This window comes from Pseudomonas sp. JL23, from assembly GCF_056933585.1.
This window is the reverse complement of record NZ_JBXOSF010000002.1, coordinates 1-19,196: the sequence shown is the minus strand read 5'-3', so window position 1 is coordinate 19,196 and position 19,196 is coordinate 1. Positions and strand designations below refer to the sequence as shown.

General features: G+C 60.9%; 12 protein-coding genes. 1 reads left to right on the top strand and 11 read right to left on the bottom strand.

All coding sequences use genetic code 11. The features are described from left to right. Window positions 1–240 precede the first annotated feature (240 nt). The 10 genes from AC1Z24_RS31655 to AC1Z24_RS31610 all read right to left on the bottom strand — a co-directional run bounded on the left by AC1Z24_RS31655 (window position 241) and on the right by AC1Z24_RS31610 (window position 16,403). Window positions 241–1,881, bottom strand: a complete 1,641-nt coding sequence (locus AC1Z24_RS31655) for a glycosyltransferase family 4 protein (protein ID WP_483746805.1) — start codon at window positions 1,879–1,881, stop codon at window positions 241–243. Window positions 1,882–2,966: 1,085 nt separating this feature from the next. After that, on the bottom strand, window positions 2,967–5,834 hold the full coding sequence (locus AC1Z24_RS31650; protein ID WP_483746804.1) for a glycosyltransferase family 4 protein: 2,868 nt from the start codon (window positions 5,832–5,834) through the stop codon (window positions 2,967–2,969). A 19-nt stretch (window positions 5,835–5,853) separates the two neighbouring features. Next, window positions 5,854–7,227 carry a class I SAM-dependent methyltransferase gene (locus AC1Z24_RS31645; RefSeq protein WP_483746803.1) on the bottom strand — a complete coding sequence of 458 codons (1,374 nt, stop codon included), beginning with the start codon at window positions 7,225–7,227 and terminating at the stop codon, window positions 5,854–5,856. Between the two features lie 305 nt (window positions 7,228–7,532). Then, on the bottom strand, window positions 7,533–8,741 hold the full coding sequence (locus tag AC1Z24_RS31640) for an ABC transporter ATP-binding protein (RefSeq protein ID WP_483746802.1): 1,209 nt from the start codon (window positions 8,739–8,741) through the stop codon (window positions 7,533–7,535). A gap of 1 nt (window position 8,742) precedes the next feature. Beyond that, complete coding sequence (locus AC1Z24_RS31635) at window positions 8,743–9,531, bottom strand: ABC transporter permease (RefSeq protein ID WP_483746801.1); 789 nt, start codon at window positions 9,529–9,531, stop codon at window positions 8,743–8,745. Further along, a complete protein-coding gene (locus AC1Z24_RS31630; protein WP_483746800.1) occupies window positions 9,528–10,658 on the bottom strand; it encodes a glycosyltransferase family 4 protein in 1,131 nt (376 codons plus the stop codon). The genes AC1Z24_RS31635 and AC1Z24_RS31630 overlap by 4 nt, the downstream gene beginning before the upstream one ends. A 211-nt stretch (window positions 10,659–10,869) precedes the next feature. Next, window positions 10,870–11,916, bottom strand: coding sequence for a GDP-mannose 4,6-dehydratase (gene gmd, locus AC1Z24_RS31625; protein WP_483746799.1), 1,047 nt, complete (start codon window positions 11,914–11,916; stop codon window positions 10,870–10,872). Next, window positions 11,913–13,334, bottom strand: a complete 1,422-nt coding sequence (locus AC1Z24_RS31620) for a TolC family outer membrane protein (protein ID WP_483746798.1) — start codon at window positions 13,332–13,334, stop codon at window positions 11,913–11,915. Before AC1Z24_RS31620 ends, gmd begins: the two co-directional genes overlap by 4 nt. Continuing rightward, window positions 13,331–14,656: an HlyD family type I secretion periplasmic adaptor subunit gene (locus AC1Z24_RS31615; protein ID WP_259110072.1), complete on the bottom strand. Its 1,326-nt coding sequence runs from the start codon at window positions 14,654–14,656 to the stop codon at window positions 13,331–13,333. Before AC1Z24_RS31615 ends, AC1Z24_RS31620 begins: the two co-directional genes overlap by 4 nt. Before the next feature lie 13 nt (window positions 14,657–14,669). Beyond that, complete coding sequence (locus AC1Z24_RS31610; RefSeq protein ID WP_483746797.1) at window positions 14,670–16,403, bottom strand: type I secretion system permease/ATPase; 1,734 nt, start codon at window positions 16,401–16,403, stop codon at window positions 14,670–14,672. A gap of 286 nt (window positions 16,404–16,689) precedes the next feature. On the opposite strand from AC1Z24_RS31610, the gene AC1Z24_RS31605 reads away from it, so the two are divergent. Beyond that, complete coding sequence (locus AC1Z24_RS31605; protein WP_483746823.1) at window positions 16,690–17,814, top strand: glycosyltransferase family 4 protein; 1,125 nt, start codon at window positions 16,690–16,692, stop codon at window positions 17,812–17,814. A gap of 635 nt (window positions 17,815–18,449) precedes the next feature. On the opposite strand, the gene AC1Z24_RS31600 is transcribed toward AC1Z24_RS31605, so the two are convergent. Then, entirely contained in the window at window positions 18,450–19,196 is a 747-nt protein-coding gene (locus AC1Z24_RS31600; RefSeq protein WP_259110067.1) for a replication initiation protein, read from the bottom strand.

Below are 19,196 nucleotides of genomic sequence, written 5' to 3'. Positions count from 1 at the left end.
AACACGTCCGTGCAGCCTTGTGCGGCACTCTAGCATAGGTCGCGGTGTATCTCAGCCGTTACGGTAGGAAAAAATGCATGAATTCGTAGGAAATTTTCCCTAATAGCCAAAAGCTATGGAAAATTCCTACAGCATAAATTCCACCTACCGACACCGATAATGTCAGATTGGCATTGATCGGCGTCTAATAGGCAGCAAATGCAACAGAATGTAAAGAGAAATTTTATTGAAAATAGGAGGTTACGCGGGGTTTTTCGCAGCGTCTTTAGAAGCCGATGGCATAGCTTTAGCATGATCGGTTAGCAGCTTAAGGCCAAGTGCCACCTGCTCTGCCCCTCTAACTCGCAGCACGGCGTCGGTACGACGCGCCACGGCGATGTTGCGCTCATCTAACAACACCGGCTTACCCAAGGCACGATACGCCTCGATGTGTTGCAGGCCTGTGTCGGGGTCGGCTGTTGTCTGGCCGGACAGCCACAACAGGTCGGCTGTTTCAGGGGTGATCCATTCCACCGGGATCCAGCACGGTTGGCTGGCCGGTTGCGGGCGGTTGGCCGGAATGGGCGCCAGTTCCTTGAGCACGCTGGTGAATGTCGCGTCCAGCGGGCTGCCGTGGCAGGCGATCAGCAGCGGTCGACTGTTTTCGGGGCCGGTACGCTCGGTGCCGGGGGTGCTGAGCAGCTTTTCAATGCGTTCGATCTGCAAACCGAAGGCGTACGCCTGAATGCGTTCGCGGCTGGCCTGGCCGTGGGCGGCGATCTGTTCGGGGGCATCTATATAGAAGCGCAGACGGTCGGCCAGGTCCTGGGCGTTGCCGGGTTCGGCCAGCCAGCCGGTGTGGCCTTCATCGACCAGTTCGGCAATGCCACCAATGCGCGAGGCCACCACGGGCAGGCCGCAGGCCATGGCTTCGGTGATGGTGACGGGTTGGTTCTCGGGGCAGACGGAGGGCAGCACGAACACGTGGGCCTGGGCGAAGCGCTCTGCAATGCGGGCGTTGGGCAGGCGGCCCCAGAATTTGGCGGAGACGCTGGGGGCTATGCTAGCTAGCTTAGCTATATAGCTAGCTAGCATATGGCCGTCGCCGACCATGTCCAGGTGGACCTTGTCATGGGGCAGCAGGGCCACGGCTTCGAGCAGGGTCGGCACGCCTTTGTGGTCGCCCATGTAGCCGGTGAAGAGGATGTTCAGGCGCGGGCCGGGCTCGGGCGGCGCGGTATTAATGAAGCGTTCCAGTTCAATGCCGTTGGCGATGACGTTCATGCGTTCGGCGGGGATGCCGTTGGCGATGTAGGCGTCGGCCAGGTAGTGGCTGGGGGAGATGAAGTGGTCAACGGCGTCGAGCTGCCAGCGCAGGTAGTCCTGGCGCAGGCGCTGCGGGACTTTGCGTTCGTTGACGTGGATGTGGCTGTGGCAGGTGTGGCATTGGGTGCTGTCATGGCACAGGCGGCCTGCCGTGGTGATGCGGGTGCTGTTGATGCAGAAGCCCCAGTGGTCGTGCAGGGTCAGGGCCACGCGAATCCCGCGGCTGCGCGCCAGTTGCAGGATGCCCAGGGACATGCCGGTCATGTGGTGGGCGTGGATGACGTCGGGGTGCCAGTCTTCGATGAGGTTAAGGAAGATGTCTTCGACTTCTTTATGGGCGACGTTGTTGCCGGTGGCGGCGAAGTCCAGGGGTGTGAGGGCGATGCGGGTGATGGGCAGGCCGTCGAGGGTGTCGTGGGTGACGGGGTAGTCAGGCAGGCCATGGCGGTTGTCGCCGGCCAGCACACGGACGTCATGACCACGGGCGGCCAGGGCCAGGGCCTGGTGATGGGCGATGATTTCCGCGCCGCCGATGACATGGGGCGGGAAGAAGTTGGAGATAACCAGGACTTTCATCGAACAGCGCACCTGTGAAAAATTTTGGGTTGCATGAGTAGGTATCTGGCCAGCACTGCCCTTTCCTATTGGAGACGGGGTTGCCGGTGGAGCTTTTGTGGCGGGTCCATCGCCTTCGCGGGCAAGCCTCGCTCCCACAGGGTTTGTGCTGTGGCCTTTGTTTCGGTGTTGCCTGGGCTGTCCCCTTCCCGGCTAAAGCCGGTCCCACAGGGTTGGGTGTTGCCTGAAGCTTTGTGGGAGCCGGGCTTGCCCGCGAAGGGGCCGGTGTGGCCGGTGGATCTTTTGTGGCGGGTCCATCGACTTCGCGGGCAAGCCTTGCTCCTACAGGGTTTGGCGGTGTGGCCTTTGTTTCGGTGTTGCCTGGGTGTCCCCTTCCCGGCTAAAGCCGGTCCCACAGGGTTGGGTGTTGCCTGAAGCTTTGTGGGAGCCGGGCTTGCCCGCGAAGGGGCCGGTTTGGCCGGTGGATCTTTTGCGGCTGATCCATCGCCTTCGCGGGCAAGCCTCGCTCCCACAGGGTTTGTGCTGTGGCCTTTGTTTCGGTGTTGCCTGGGCTGTCCCCTTCCCGGCTAAAGCCGGTCCCACAGGGTTGGGTGTTGCCTGAAGCTTTGTGGGAGCCGGGCTTGCCCGCGAAGGGGCCGGTTTGGCTGGTGGATCTTTTGTGGCAGGTCCATCGCCTTCGCGGGCAAGCCTCGCTCCCACAGGGTTTGTGCTGTGGCCTTTGTTTCGGTGTTGCCTGGGCTGTCCCCTTCCCGGCTAAAGCCGGTCCCACAGGGTTGGGTGTTGCCTGAAGCTTTGTGGGAGCCGGGCTTGCCCGCGAAGGGGCCGGTTTGGCTGGTGGATCTTTTGCGGCTGATCCATCGCCTTCGCGGGCAAGCCTCGCTCCTACAGGGTTTGTGCTGTGGCCTTTGTTTCGGTGTTGCCTGGGCTGCCCCTTCCCGGCTAAAGCCGGTCCCACAGGGTTGGGTGTTGCCTGAAGCTTTGTGGGAGCCGGGCTTGCCCGCGAAGGGGCCGGTGTGGCCGGTGGATCTTTTGTGGCGGGTCCATCGCCTTCGCGGGCAAGCCTCGCTCCCACAGGTGTTGCGGCTTTACTCGGTCACATTCGGGTAGCGGTAGCCGGTCAGGCCGGGTAGTTCGATGGCGATTTGGGTGACGAGGCCCAGTTGTTCGGCGACCTTGGCGCTGTCGTTTCCTTCTATTAATAGAAGGCCGTCGCCGCTTTGGTCGTCGAGGCGTGTTTTGAGGCTGTGCAGCAGGTCGCTGTCGGTGGTCTGGGCGGCGGCCAGTACGATCAAGTCGATACGAATGGCGTTGTCGCGCAGTTCATCGAGCAGCAATGGCAGGCTGTCATGCAGCGGGGCTTCGATGCGGCTGAGTTGGCCGATGCTGCTGACGTCGCAGCTCTCCCCCGCCACCAGTTGCCAGGCTTGGGGCAGGTGGTGGCCGATCAGGGCGGTGCGCCATTCCGGTTGTTTGCCGATAATCAGCGCGCAGTCCACGGGGCGGCGCTCGAACAGCGCGGCCAGGGCCAGTTGGCCGATATCGGGGGCGACTTCCAGTTGCGCGTCGATCAGCAGGTGTTGCCATTGCCGTGGCAGCGGCGCCAGCTGCGGACGCGGGCGGTGGCTGGCCAGTTGGCGCAGCAGTTCGCGGGCGTAGCTGCGCCAGGTGAGGATCGGCCGCACCACGGCTTCTTCGGCCAGTTGTTGGTACTGGGCGCGATCACCGGCCAGGGTGCGAATCATCTCGGCCAGGGCTGCCGGGTCGGTCATGTCGACGGTGCGGCAGCCGCCTTCGGCTGCGAGTTCCGCCATGACGCCGCCGTTGTGGCAAATGCACGGGCGGGCATGCCACAGGCTTTCGACGATCGGCATGCCGTAGCCTTCAACCAGCGAGGCGTACACGCTGATATGGGCTTTGGCGTAGTAGTCGTTGAGGATCTCGTCGTTGACTACGCCGTGCCAGGTGATGCGCGGGTCGGCGGCACTGGCAGCGCGTACGGCTTCAACGATGTCGTCAGCACCGGCATAGCGGTTGCCGATCATGTCCAGTTGCCAGTCCAGCTCGGGATGGTCGGCGGCCAGACGGGCGACGGCGGCGAGCAGGGTTTTGTGGTTTTTGCGCGGTTCCAGGGTCGAGACGCACAAAATGCGCAGCGGCTCACCGGCCTGCGGCGCAGCGGCCGGGGTGGTGGCGCGCGGCGAGCCGGTCAGTTCACCGGGAATCCAGCAGGTGGTGACTTCCGCATGCGGGCTGATGCCTTCGCGCACCCAGTGGGCTTGCAGCTGGGTCCCGGCGTCCGGCGAGATCGGCAGCACGCGGTCGCACTCGGCCAGGCCGTTCATGTAGGCGGCGTGGTTGTTGCGGATGCTGATGTCGGCCACCCACTCGGAGTGGGTCACGGGGATGGCGTCGTAGAAGATCGCCGCCACTTGCAGGCCCAATTCACGGGCGGCGGCACGGCGGGCCGGGCCCTGGCGTTCGAAGACGATTTCGCTTTGCAGCAGCCAGCCGTTACGCAGGCGACGGCCCAGGCCTTTAAGCGTCAGGCGCTGGGTATCGGTGGAGCGCGGCAAAACGTAGTGGCTCGGGTTGCCGAGCGGGCCGCCGTAAGAGCCCAGGCGCTGATATTCCGCTTCGGTGGGCAGCACGTAGGCTTGCACGCTTTCATCCCAGGTCACAAACAGCGGCTGGCCGAAGTTCTGCAACTTGCGCGACAGGCTGCGCACCACGCGGGCAACGCCGGTGTTGGCGGTGTCGATCAGGCAGGCGCTGGTGTCGATGATCAGCGCCGGTACCGGCAGATCACGCACGGCACCGAGGCCGCCGAGCAGGTCGGCGTAGGCCTTAATGGTGCGCTGCCAGGTGAAGGTCTGCTGGAAGGTGTCCAGGTGCGCGTCCCACTCGGCGCCGCTGAGCAGCTCACCGGCCAGGACTTGCAGGGCTTTGGCGGCGATATCGCTTTCGTCGCTGCACAGTTGCAGCGGCGTGGCGACGACTTCCGGGTGCGCGCCGATGTTCAGCACCAGTACGGGCCTGCGCAGCTGCTGCATTTCCGCCAATGGCAGGTTGAAGCCTTCCCAGCGCGAAACGCTGATGCCGAGGTCCGCGTTGGCCATCAGGGCATTGAGGTCGGCATCGCTCGGGTGGCCCAGGGGCAGGATGTGCGCCTTGAGGTCGTCCGGTACGTCGAGTTCTTCGGCGGTGGCCAGCACGCTGAAGCGCGCTTTCGGGTGCACGGCGAGGATCTGCCGGGCAATCGGGTACAGGCCTTCACTGTTTTTGTAGTTGCCCACTTCCCAGCGGCCGAGGTTGATGATGCTCGGGCCTTCGTGGGTTTCACCGTTTTGGGCGACGTCGGCTTGATGGCCGTTTTGCCACAGGCTTTGATCAACACCGCCCACCAAGTGATCGGCGCCGAGGTGAATCATCTCGATGTCTACGCCGTAACCTGCGTCCGGCAGGCTTTGGGTGCGCGCGACGAAATGGCTGATCGGCGTAACCACGCGGGCTTCGGGCAGGTATTCACGGCGCTGGGCGCGCAGGCGTTCCTGAACGATGCGGGCCGGGCCGGTCATGTCGTCGTACGGTACGCCGCCGCAGTCCAGCGCCACCGTCGGAATGCCCCATTGGCGGAACACCGCAATGGAGGCATAAAACGGCCAACCGCCGATCAGCGCGACGGTACCGGCCGGGTCGTGGCCAGCACCGGCGAACAGCTGACGGTGATTGCGCAGCCACTCGGCGGTGGCTTCGTCGAGCTCGGTATAGGGACCACTGTGCTCCGGCGGAGTATGGATATCGTCGGTGATGCGGCTGAGCACGTCATGGTTGGCGCGATGGGCGACAAAGGTGATGTGCCAGCCTGCCGCCTTGAGGCCCTGGGCCAACAGGAGCAAGACCCGGTCCACGCCAAAGCGGAACAGCAGGCGTTCATTGCAGATAATCAGATGCATGGGCTCGGCTCAGTCTTGATCAGGGGGCATAACCGATGGCGGCGTAGTCTTGCGCGCCAAACAGCAGTCGGTTGAGCGGGCCGGTCACGCCCTCGTCGCCGCCTTGCAGCAGCAGCGCCGGGTCGCCGGGGTGACGGCGGTCGATTTCGACACGCTCGAAGCCCCGCGCCTTGAGCAAAAAACCCACCAGCGCTGGCGGCAGCGGGTTGCGGTGCGTCGGGTCGATGTAGAAGTTGCAGGCGCCGACGATGAGGTTTTCCGGGTTCGGCGTTTCAAACAGCACCACCCCGCCGCTGCGCACGACGCGCTTGGCTTCGTCGATCAGCTTGATGAAGATGTCCAGCGGCAAGTGCTCGATGATGTGGAACGCCGTCAGGCCGCCCAGGCTACCGGCCGGCAGGGCCGCCAGGTATTGCAGGGCGTCGCCGACGTAGGCTTCAAGACCGGCATCGGTGCAGCACTGGACCATGGCGGTGTTGGAGTCCACGCCCAGGGCCGGTACACCGGCTTCCTTGAGCAGTTGCAGCCATTCGCCACGGCCACAGCCCAGGTCCAGGACCGGCTCGCTGAAGCGTTCGACGTTCTGCTGGAAGTACGGCAGGTTGGCCTTGAGGCGCTCGCGGATCATTTCTTTCGAGCCACGGAAGTTGGCTTCGAATTCCAGGTACAGCTCATGCGGCATGCCCGGTTCTTCGGCCGGTTTGGCCAGCGTGAACGCTGCGGGCGCACCCACTTGGGCTTCGCGTATTGCCAGTTCGCGCTGGCGCTGCTCTATGCGCTCCATGCGCATGACTAAAAATTGTTCGTTCTGCTCGATCGACAGCGCCTGGGTGTAGAGGCTCTGGTTAACCTGACTCTGCATTTGCAGGCCAGCATTGCGCAGGCGCGCATTGGTATCGTGGAGCTGGTGCTGCAACCAGGCCATGTGCCCGCTCATCACACGCAATTCACGCACCAGTTTCACGGTGCCCTGGACCTTGGGAATGCGATACAGCACAGCGCGCGCGATCATCATGCTGATGTTTTTCAGCGACGCGCCGCCCGGTTGTTCCTGGACACGGGTCAGGAAATGCATGACCCGTCGATGGCCGATCACCTTGCCGATCAGCGGCAACCCGCGCAGCCGGCGATACAGGCTCGGCGGCCCGCTGTCCGGGTTGGCCTGGGCCTGCTCGACAGCAGCGGAAATGTAGTCAGCTTCGACCTCCGCAACTTTTTCCAGAGGCGGCGGCAGGAAGCCCTCGAGTTCAATCACCTCAAACGAGCGAACCAAGTCATTAGGCAGGTGCGCCGTTGCCGCTGAGTGATCGGTGTTACCAGCAACACGCTCGTACTCACGACGATTGACTTCAGCCGCGATGGCTTTTTGGAGTTTTTTGATATCGATAGTCATTTATTAGGCGTTCGAGACCGTAGGGCCAATGCAAGCGGATAGGTCCATGACGCGTGTAGGAATGCGCCATGCCAAAAGTCAGAAGGCGGCCATTCTACGCAGGTGGGCTTGTCAGCGTCGAGGGAGGGGGTGTTTAGCTGCTGAACAGCAAACACAGAATCACTGTGGGACCGGCTTCAGCCGGGAATGGGTCGGTACAGCCGCTGCATATTCAGCATTTTTGAACAGGGCCTTCCCGGCTAAAGCCGGGCCCACAAAGGATCACATCATCTGTGAGACTGGCTTTAGCCGGGAAGCTTTGCGTTTCAAGCCTGGCTAAATTTAGCTTCCAGGGCACACACACCGGCGAAGTGTTTGTAGCCGCTGTGGCCCATGACGTTGAAAACTGCAGCCTTGTCCCACCAGTCGAAGTTGTCTTCGATATGGTCGGCGCCGCCGTGCAGGGCCAGGGTCAGGCTGTAGCTGCCGGGGCCGACGTTGAAGGCCGGGATCTCGACGGTCACGGTCTGTTCGACACCGGCATTGACGCCCAAGTCGCGCATTTCACCGCGCAGCCAGGTGTTGGTGCCGAAGATGTCGTAGCCGGTGCGGTCCTTGAACATGAAGCCCAGGGACAGATCGTAGATCGGCTGGTTGGCCTTGATTTTCAGGGTCAGGGTCAGCGGCGCGCCGACTTCCAGCATGACTGCGGCCTTGCCGTTGCTGCTGATGGTCAGTTCTTCGATGCGTGCCTTACCGTTGCCGGAACGCCCGGCATACGGTGCGTTGACGGCCTGGGCCTGTAGGTTGCCTTCTTCCTTGCGCGCGATCAGCGAGTTGTAGAAGTCCAGGACGTCATCGGGTTTGCCGTCCATGAGCATCTTGTGATCGCCCAGCAGAATGGCGCGGTCGCACAGGCTCTTGATTGCGCCCGGGTCGTGGGAGACGAACAGCAAGGTGGTGCCCTGCTCGCGGAAGTCACGAATCCGCGCGAAGGATTTGTGCTGGAAGTAGGCATCGCCCACGGCCAGGGCTTCGTCGACGATCAGCACTTCCGGGCGCACGGCGGTGGCCACGCTGAAGGCCAGACGCACGAACATGCCCGAGGAGTAGGTACGTACCGGCATGTCGAAGTAATGGCCGATCTCGGCAAAGGCTTCGATCTCGGGCATCAGCGCAACGATTTCTTCGCGCTCAAGGCCCTGCATGCGCCCGGCCAGGGCAACGTTCTGGCGCCCGGTGAACTCCGGGTGAAAGCCCATGCCCAGTTCCAGCAGCGCAGCGATGCGCCCGGTGGTGGTGATGGTGCCTTCAGTCGGCATCGCAGTGCCGGTAATCAGCTTGAGCAGGGTGCTTTTACCGGCGCCGTTGACGCCGATGATGCCCACGGACTCGCCCTGCCCGACCTTGAAGCTGACGTCGCGGATGATCCAGTTCTGATCGCGCTCGCACAGGCCCAGCCAGGTGCCCAGTGCGTGCCAGCGACCCTTGAGTTTCGGATAGGCCTTCCCTACCTGGTCAACGAGAATAGTCATGTCAGATCTGATCAAGTAGGTCGTTGTAGCTGCGCTTGTACAACAGCACGGCCAGGAAGAAGACAATAACGCCGAACACCAGCGGGTAAACCAGCTGCATGCGCGAGATCGGCTCGCCCAAAAGGATTTTCTGCGCGTTGAGCACCAGGGAGAACACCGGGTTCCACGACAGCAGGCGTGCCACCGACTCCGAGAGAATGCTCAGCGGGTAGACGATGGGCGTGGCCCAGAACAGCGCCTGGAAGAACACGTCAGTCAGCTGGCCAATGTCGCGGAAGAACACGTTCAACGTGGCCAACAGCGCACCCACGGCAATACCCAGCACCACGGTGATGCCCAACAGCGGGAAGATCAACAGGGTGTTGAACGACAGCGGATAGCCCGACACCAGCATGAAGCCCAGCACCAGCACCAGCAGCATCACGGTGTTGAGCAATGCCACGGCGATAACCGGAATAAACAGAATGAACTTGGGAAAGTTGGACTTCTTGATCAGGTTGGCGTGTTCCAGGAACACCCCTTTGCCGCGCTGTACCAGCTCCAGCAGCAGGTTCCAGGTAATCAGGCCGGCGCACAGGTAGATACTGTAGGCGTACTGGTGTTCGATACCGGGCAAGCGCGCCTGCATCAGTCGGGCAAAGATCACGGTGTAGATAGTGACCATGAATACCGGCGGCACGATCAGCCACAGCGGGCCAAAGGTGGAGCCTGCATAACGGCTTTTGATCTCGCGCAGGGTGATGGCGTAGATCAGCCCGCGAAAACGCAGGATGTCCTTGATAAACGTCATTGTGCTCGGCTCGCCATGTTCAGGAAGGTTCCTAGTTTTTGGGCCACATCGTCCCAGGTGCGGTGAAAAGCCGGGGCCGGCTGATGCTGCGCATGGGTGTAGAGGGCCTGAATGAGTTCGGGGAGGTTGTCCGGGGCGACAAACTGCGGCCAGTGACGGCCCGCTTCGCGCAGCACCAGAATGTCGCTGGCAATCACCGGGCAGCCTTGCATCGCCGCTTCCAGTACCGGCAGGCCGAAGCCTTCGTCACGGGGCACGTAGACCAGCGCGGTGCTGTTGCGGATCAGCCAGAGCAACGCCGGGTCGCTCAGGTTGGCCGCGTGAAACAGGCGTTGGCCAAGCAACGGGTGATTCTGCAGACGCTCGACCAGGGAATCAACCTGCCAGCCGACCTTGCCCACGAACAACAGACGCGGGGTCCGGCCCTGGGCCCACAGGGTGTCGAAGGCATCGAGAATCAGCGCGTGGTTTTTGCGCGGCTCCAGGGTGCCCAGTACCAGGTACAGCGGATCGTCCGTGCTGGCCGGGTCCGGCAGGTAGCCTTGGTACTCGGCAATCTGTTCGACGCTGGCGTGCTGGTTGCAGAAGTCGCCGCCATGGGCCAGAACCGCGACGGGCACGGTGTGGCCATCGCGCTCGAGCAGCTCCTGCAACCGGCCTTGCACGGCACTGGTCGGCACGAACAAACGCTCGGCACGCCGGGCCATGTGTTGCAGGTGATCGCCGAAGCGCTGTTCCAGACCTTCACGGAACCAGTCGGCGTGTTCCAGCGGCAACAGGTCGTGGACCATGCCCATCAGCCGGGCGCCACGGGCCAGTGCGGCGTCCACCGCCTGCCAGGGTTCGCCATACCAGGAGGCATCGAACATCAGCAGCACATCGCCATCGCCCGGCTCGATCAGCTGGCCGGGCTGCTGCACCTGCTCGCCCAGGCCCTGGCACGGGTGCGGCGCCAGTTCGGCATAGGCTTGCCAGTGCTCACCGGCGAAGGTCACGGCCGACACCTGATAACCCTGCCCGGCAAACTGCCGCTCGCAGGCGGCCAGCAGACAGCGCACGACCCGCTGAATACCGGTGTGCAGACCGGACTCGAGCAGACGCGTGACGTCGAATAGCAGACGGTTCATGGGCGCACCAACGCCATAGCACTCTGTGGGACCGGCTTTAGCCGGGAAGGCGGCATTGCAGACACAAAGTATGTATCGGCTGTACTGGCCTCTTCCCGGCTAAAGCCGGTCCCACAGGCAGGCAACAAATGAATAAAAATACGACTCACCACAAGCAAGCACGCCCGCCGTCCGAACCAGGGGCTCGAACGGCGGGCGGCGTGGGTACTATTTAGAAGGATTTACCGCTTTTGACGCGCTCAAGGTCGGCGTCAACCATCAGCTGGCACAGTTGCTCCAGGCTGGTCTTGGCTTCCCAGCCCAGTACGCGCTTGGCTTTTTCCGGGTCGCCGATCAGCAGCTCGACTTCGGCCGGGCGGTAGAACTTGGGGTTGACCTGGATGACGGTCTTGCCGGTCTTGGTGTCGATGCCGTGTTCGTTGTCGGCACTGCCTTTCCATTCCAGCGAGATGTCCACGGCCTTGAAGGCCATCGACACGAAGTCACGCACGGTTTCGGTACGGTTGGTGGCCAGTACGAAGGTGTCCGGCTCGTCGGCCTGCAGCATGCGCCACATCCCTTCGACGTATTCCTTGGCAAAACCCCAGTCGCGCTTGGCGTCCATGTTGCCCAGTTCCAGCACGTCCTGCTGACCCAGGGAGATGCGCGCCACGGCGTCGGTGATCTTGCGGGTCACGAACTCTTTGCCGCGCAGTGGCGACTCGTGGTTGAACAGGATGCCGCTGGAACCGAAGATCCCGTAGGACTCGCGGTAGTTGATGGTCATCCAGTGCGCGTAAAGCTTGGCCACGCCGTACGGGCTGCGCGGGTAGAAATCAGTGGCTTCGGTCTGCGGAACCTGCTGCACCTTGCCGAACATTTCCGAGGTCGACGCCTGGTAGAAGCGGATCTTCGGGTTAACGATACGGATGGCTTCGAGCAGGTTGACCGCGCCCAGGCCGGTGATTTCGGCGGTGGTCAGCGGTTGGTCGAAGGACACGCCAACGAAGCTCTGGGCAGCGAGGTTATACACTTCGCTCGGCTCGGCTTTCTGCATCAGGCGGATGCTGGCGCTGAGGTCAGTCAGGTCGTGCTCGACCAGTTCCAGGTTCGGGTGGTTCAACACGCCGACTTCTTCAAGACGCCAGAAGTTGACCGAACTGGTGCGGCGGTAGGTGCCGTAGACCTTGTAGCCTTTCTCCAGCAACAGCTGAGTCAGGTAGGCGCCATCCTGACCGGTGATGCCTGTGATGATGACGGATTTGCTGGGTGTGCTCATTGTTTTGACTTCCGGTCGGGGACAGGGACTGGGTCCGTTGTGCTGTTATTGCTCAACCAAGCGTTGACGCTCTCGACACTCTCGGTGGACACCTTGCCGGCCCAGCGATTGAGAACGAACAGATTGGTAATGAAATCGTATTGGGTCTTGAGCAGGTCGCGTCGGGCCTTGAATTCGGCCTGGGTGGCGTTCAAGACGTCCACGGCGTTGACCACGCCGTAAGCGAAAGATTTCTGCGAAGCGATGCTCGCCTGCGTTGCCGAATTCAGTGCGTTGACGTTAGCACGCATTTTTTCGACGTTGGAATCGGCGGTCAGATACGCATTGGTGGTCTCTTTGACCACTTGGCGACGGGTCGCTTCCAGCTGCTGCTCGGCGCTGATCTGGTCCTGGACCAGGCCACGCACGCGGGCAGAGGTCGAGCCACCACTGTAGATCGGCACTTGAAGGACCAGACCGGCTACATAGCTGTCGGTCTTGGGCGCCAGGGCGTTGTTATAGCCTTCGTTGGTGTTCTGTGCGCTGAGTTGCAGGGCCAGGGTCGGGTAATGCCCGGCCTTGCCGCCGCGAACACCGGCTTCAGCCACATCAACAGCGGCGATGTTGGCCTTGAGGGTCGGGTTTTCCTGCAGGGCGTTCTGCACCCAGGTGTCCAGGCTCTGATCGGAGACCTTGAACTGGGCATCGGTGCGGATACGGCTGAGTTTTTCCGTGACCGGACGGCCGACGATTTCCGACAGGGCCGCGCGGCTGACACGCACCTGGTTGCGATCGTCGACGGCCTGAGCGGCCAGGGTGTCGACCCGGGCACGCAGGTCGAGCACGTCGGTGATCATCGCCAGTTGCTTGGCGTACAGCGCATTGACCCGATCCAGGCTGCCCTGGTTGGTGCGCAGTTCAGCTTCGGTCAGCTCCAGTTCGTCGTCTGCGGCCAGGGCGGCAAAGTAACGCTGGGCCAGGTCCAGGGCGGCTTCGGCCTGGGCCTCGGTGCTTTCGGACTCGGTCTGGCTGATGGTTTTCTTGTACTTCTGGTAGTTCTCCCAGGCCGCCTTGTTGTACAGGGCCTGGCTCAGGCTGATGCTGTAGTTCTCGCTGTTGTAGACCTGATCCTGCAGTTCGTTGGTCTGCTTGATGCGGTTCCCCCCCGCCTGGGCGGTGATCTGCGGCAGTAACGAACCGAAGGCCTCGTCCGCATGGGCTTTGCTGGCCAGATTGCGGGCATAGGACGCCAGGACCCGCGGGTCCTCAAGACGCGACTCGCGATACAGCGACAGCAGGTCGGCTGTGTAGGTCTTGGCACTGACGCTGGTGGCCGGTGGCTTGGCGGTCGCAGGTTCAGCAATCTTGACCTCGGCTGCCTGGATCTGCACAGACAGCAAGCTCAACATCAGACAGGGGAACAGACGGCGCACAATCATTCCTCGATCATCGATTCAGTGATGGCATTACGGGCCGGTTGCAGGATGTACTGCAACATAGTGCGTGAACCGGTGACGATCATGGCATCACCCGGCATACCTGGCACCAGTTTGCGATCACCCAGCTTCTTCTCTCCTTCAGCCGTCACGCGCAGGCGGGCCAGGTAGTAAGGCGCGCCGGTACGTTCGTCGGTCAGGCGGTCGGCGGAGATCTGGATCACTTCGCCTTCGATTTCCGGGGTGGTCGTGGCGTTGAAGGCGCTGAAACGGATCTTCGCCGGCTTGCCGATGGCAATGCGGTCGATGTCCACTGGCTGCACGTGCACTTCGACGATCAGGTCGGAGACCGAAGGGACGATGTCGAGCAACGGCGTGGCCGCGCGGACGATACCGCCAACGGTGTGTACGGTCATGCCGATGACCATGCCGTCATCGGGAGCACGAATGACTACACGGCTCAGGCGATCCTGGTAGGCCGCGACGCGTTCCTGCAGGTCGTAGACCTTGGTCTGGGTTTCGGCCAATTGCTTGACCACGTCCGAGTTGAAATCCTTGTTGCGTTGCAGGATCTGCAACTGGGTTTCGTTGATCTGCAGGCGGGTCTTGGTGATGGTCGAGTCGTGGTCGGCAATTTCGGACTTGAGCATGTCCAGCTTGCGCTGCTGATCCAGCAGGCGCTGCTTGTCGACGAAGCCTTGGGCCAGCAGGTCGCTCAGCTCCTTGATTTCGCCGTTGTAGGATTTGCCCAGATTGTTCTTGGTGGAGATCATGGCGCCGAGGCCCTTGATCTGCTCGTTAAGCTGGCCGACGCGCTCTTGCAGCACCGAAATCTCGCCCAGACGGGCGTTGCGGCGGGCGTTGAACACCTGAGTCTCGGTGGCCTGGGCTTCTTTGCCGCGCGGGGTGTCGTGCTCGATCATGTCGCTGAAGTCGATGCTGGTCTTGCCATCGCGTTCAGCACGCAGACGCGCTTCGGTGGCCTTGGCCGCCACCAGTTGACCGCGGTTGATTTCGTATTCGGCGCGCACCTGGGAGTCGTCGAGGACGATCAGCGGGTCGCCGGCCTTGACGGTGTCGCCGTCGTGTACCAGCAGCTCTTTGACGATACCGCCTTCCAGATGCTGCACGGTCTTGCGGTAGGTCTGCACGGTGACCACGCCCGGGGCGTTGACTGCGCTGTCGAGCGGCGCAACGGCCGCCCAAGTGCCAAAGATACCGAAGACAACAAAGATGATCGTGTAGCCAATGCGCCGCGACTTGGCGTCGGACGTGGGCAGGTCATGGAAGTTGTCGGCGGCGGTGGCAATCATATTTCGGTTCATCGACGTATTCCTGTCAGGCGCTGGTAGGCGCAGCGCCTGCGGTGGCAACCTGGTTTTTCTGGCTGTTGGCTTTGGCACTGAGTTCGGCCACCACCTGCTCGGTCGGCCCGAACATGCTGAGCAGACCATCCTTCATCACCAGCAGACGATCGAGCTGAGAGAGGATATTGGTGCGGTGGGTAATCACAAACACTGTCGAGCCTTCGGCCTTGAGGTAAGTCAGGGCGTAGGACAGGGCGCGCTCGCCGATTTCGTCGAGGTTGGAGTTCGGCTCGTCGAGGATGATCAGTTTCGGTGTGCCGTACAGGGCACGGGCCAGGCCGACGCGCTGACGCTGACCGCCGGAGAGGCTGACGCCGTCGCTGCCGATCACGGTGTCGTAACCTTCGGGCAGCAACAGAATCATTTCGTGAACGCCGGCCACTTTGGCGGCCTGCACGACCATTTCCGGATCGACTTCACCGAAACGGGCAATGTTGTCGCCGACGGTGCCTTCGAACAGTTCGATGTCCTGGGGCAGGTAGCCGATGTGCGGGCCCAGTTCGATCTTGTCCCAGTTGCTGATATCGGCACCGTCCAGACGCACGGTACCGTGCTGTGGTGGCCAGATGCCCAGCAGCGCACGGGCCAGGGTCGATTTACCCGAGGCACTCGGGCCGATCACACCGACGATGGTGCCGGCCGGTACCGCGAAGCTGATGCCTTTGATGATGGCCACGCGCGAGTTCGGCGCGCCGACAATCATGTTTTCCACGCTGACGTTGCCCAGCGGCGCCGGCAGCGGCATGCGCTCAGGCTCCGACTGCAGCTTGGAAAGTATTTCATTAAGACGGTTGTACTGACCGCGGGCGGCGATGAAGCCTTTCCAACTGCCGATGATCAGATCGATTGGCGCCAGGGCGCGGCCCAGCAACACGGAACCTGCAATGATCAGGCCCGAGGAAATTTCGTGGTTGACCGCCAGGTAAGCACCCAGGCCGAGGATCAACGACTGCACCATGACCCGGAAACTTTTCGAGGCGTAGGTGATGTTGCCGCCCTTGTCACTGGCTTCCGATTGCAGCAGCAGGACCTTCTTCTGACGCAGGGACCAGCGATTGATCAAGTTATTGAGCATCCCCATGGACTCAATGACTTCAGCATTGCGCAGGTTTTTGGTGGTGTGCAGGCTGGCGGCCATGTTTTCGCGGTTGGCGTTGGCGATCGGCTTGCTGGTGACCTTCTCGTTGGCATAGGCCAGGATCAGCAGCACGATGGCACTGGCCACGGCGGTCCAGCCATACCAAGGGTGGAACATGAACATCACGGCCAGGTAGATCGGCAGCCATGGGGCATCGAAGAAGGCGAACAGGCCGTTGCCGGTCAGGAACTGACGCAAGGCGGTCAGATCGCTCAGGGGCTGGGCCGAGGAGTTCATACCGCCGGTCGCGAGGGCCATTTTGAAACTGGCGCGGTACACATCGCGAGCGAGGATGACATCAAGCTTGGTACTGACGCGAATCATGATGCGCGAACGCACCCACTCCAACAGACCTGTGGTGATGGTAAGAATGACCATGATGAGGGTCAGCACGGCCAACGTGGTCATGCTGCCACTGGTGACCACACGCCCGTAAACCTGGAGCATATAAAAGGTAGGAACCAGCATCAGGGCATTCACGAACAAACTGAAAATACCGACTGATATAAAACTGCCTTTACAAGCTTTTAACGCAGCCTGCAAGCTGTTTTCATCGACGTTACGCATAATTTCCTAACTGCCACGGGGTATGGAAAAGCGCGGGAGTGTAACACTCGACTAACGAGTGATAAATGAAAAAGCTGTCAGTGGAATCAGACGACAGTATTTTCCTACGTAGGATCTTTCCTAGATTTAATGTTGCAACGTCTTCAAAGCGAAAGGTAAAGTCCGCGCATCTTGGCATTCCTTGTTCTTCTTCCTACACAACCTGCGTTTCAAATGCGTAACCCATGTTGTTCCCGTTGTGGACACTCAGGAAGTCGATCTGCCCCAGCTGTCCTGCGAGCATTTCATGCGCATTCTGCATTTCTTCAAAACCTATTACCCGGACACCACCGGCGGCATCGAGCAGGTGATTTTCCAGCTGTGCCAGGGCGGTCGCGCCCTGGGCATCGACAATCAGGTCCTGACGCTCAGCCCCAACCCCTCCCCTGCGCAGATCCAGCTAGCCGATCACCCGGTCACGCGGGTCAAAGAGAACTTCAACCTGGCGTCCACCGGGTTCTCGGCGCAGGTGTTCGGCACCTTCAAGGAGATGGCCGCCGAGGCCGACCTGGTGCACTTTCACTTCCCCTGGCCGCTGATGGACCTGGTGCATTTCGCCACGCGCCATGGCAAGCCGACGGTGCTCAGCTACCACTCGGATGTGATCAAGCAGCGCCATCTGCTCAAACTTTACCGGCCCTTGATGCACGCGTTTCTGTCGCGCATGGACCGCATTCTGGTGGCCTCGCCCAACTATCAGCGCACCAGCACGACGCTCAAGCCGTTCGTCGATAAAACCGTGGTCGTGCCTTATGGCCTGGATCAGGCGGCCTACCCGGTCGTCACCCCGGCCACCCAGGAGAAGTGGCGCCAGCGCGTGCCGCCGAAGTTTTTCCTGTTCGTCGGCGTGCTGCGCTATTACAAGGGGCTGGACAGCCTGCTGCGGGCCCTGGAAGGCGTGGATTATCCGGTACTGATTCTCGGTGGCGGCCCCCAGGAGCAAGAGCTCAAGGCCATGGCAGAGACCCTGAAGCTGCGCAATGTGCAGTTCCTCGGCCGGCTGGATGATGAGGACAAGGTGTGCCTGTTGCAGATGTGCTACGCGTTGGTGTTCCCGTCGCACATGCGCTCGGAGGCCTTTGGCATCTCCCTGGTGGAGGCGTCGATGTACGGCAAGCCAATGATTTCCTGCGAAATGGGCACCGGTACGACCTTCGTCAATCTGCACGAACACACCGGCCTGGCCGTGCCGCCCAACGAACCGCCGGCCCTGCGCGCAGCCATGACCCGGCTGTGGGATAACCCCGTCGAAGCGGCAGCTTTTGGCGCTAACGCAGAACTGCGCTTCCAACAGCTTTTCACTGCCGAGCATATGTGCGCGACCACTGCGCAGATCTATCGACAAGTGTTGGCCGAGAAGGCTGCTGATTGATGAGTTAAACCCTGCGTCGTGACTTAACGACGCAGGGTTATGTATCAGCCATGAAACACTTCTGAACGCTTACTCTATAAAGTAATGAGTCGTTATTTATTAAAACTTTTCTTTATATGTCATTACAGCTGAACCGTAGCTGTTAATGCGATTTTTTGGCGTTAGATGCGAAGCAGATAATTCACGGTCATGCCTGTTAATCGCTGCCAACATAACCGCCGAAGGCTGCGAATGGGTCTATCTGATACACCGCTTTCGCAGCCTTCGGCAGCTCCTACAGATTGGCATTCCACATCTTGGGATTTGTCTGGATGGTAGAGGCAGGAACGGAAACACCTGCTATCGACTACAAATTCCGGCTATCGAAATCCGCCTAAAAAAGCTAGATATATAGATAGCTATCTTTATAGATAAACCGACTCAGCGCGGAAAAAACCCGGCATATGCCCCTTTTTTTGCCCCATCCAGGCATTTCCAGAAGCATCACTGTCCTTCCTTCTATATAAAAGGAAACGTCTTGCTGCGTCCTTTCCTACAGCTATCGACTACAAATTCCGGCTATGGATATCTAGCCAGCTATCATTAAAGCTATCTAGCTATATAGATAGCTATCAATATAAGCATATGATTTATAATCAATTTTCAAGAATTACCAGTTGCTCATGGGGAATGGCCTCCATGCCGTCCTCCAGGGAAAGCCGCATCTGCGCCGCCTCCTGAAAGCGGAACATCAGGCTCTTGACGGTCTTGCCTTCGGTGATGGTCTGGTAGGTGATGGTGATGCCGGACTTGGCCGTGATCTCGGCAATGGACGGTGCGATGACACGCTGGCGCAGGTTGTTGAAGCGCTTGTAGCTGTCACCCAGGTCGAGAAGGATGCGCAGTTTTTCCACCTCGATGATCAGCACGCCAGTGCTTTTGAACTGCATCATCAGCTCGAACAGGCGGAAGCTGTGCATGGAGTTGAGGTTCGCTACCCGGCGCAGATCGTAGGAGGTCAGCTTGCTGTTGAGCATCGAAAGGTAGGGGATAACGTCCACGGTGAAGTTCAGCGTGACGCGGCCCTCGCCCTCGGCATAGGCCGCCTTGTAGACCCAGCGAATGCGCGTGCGGTTCTTGCCATCGAAGGTCTGGATATCCCGCTCGTAAAGCGAGTCGGCCGCCTCCTTGAGGTTGGTGTAGGCGAAGCGGATTGGCACGCCGTAGATCTCGGCGAAGCTGGCGGCGGTCACGGTGATCTTCGACGGCATGGGTTTGCGCGGATCGACCTGGGCAATGGCGGCCAACAGCAGACGCTGCTCCTGCAGGGTCAGGCGATAGGATGCGCTGATCAGGTCATTGGCTTTGGTTACCAGCAACAGCGAGGGTTCTTTGGAGGTCAT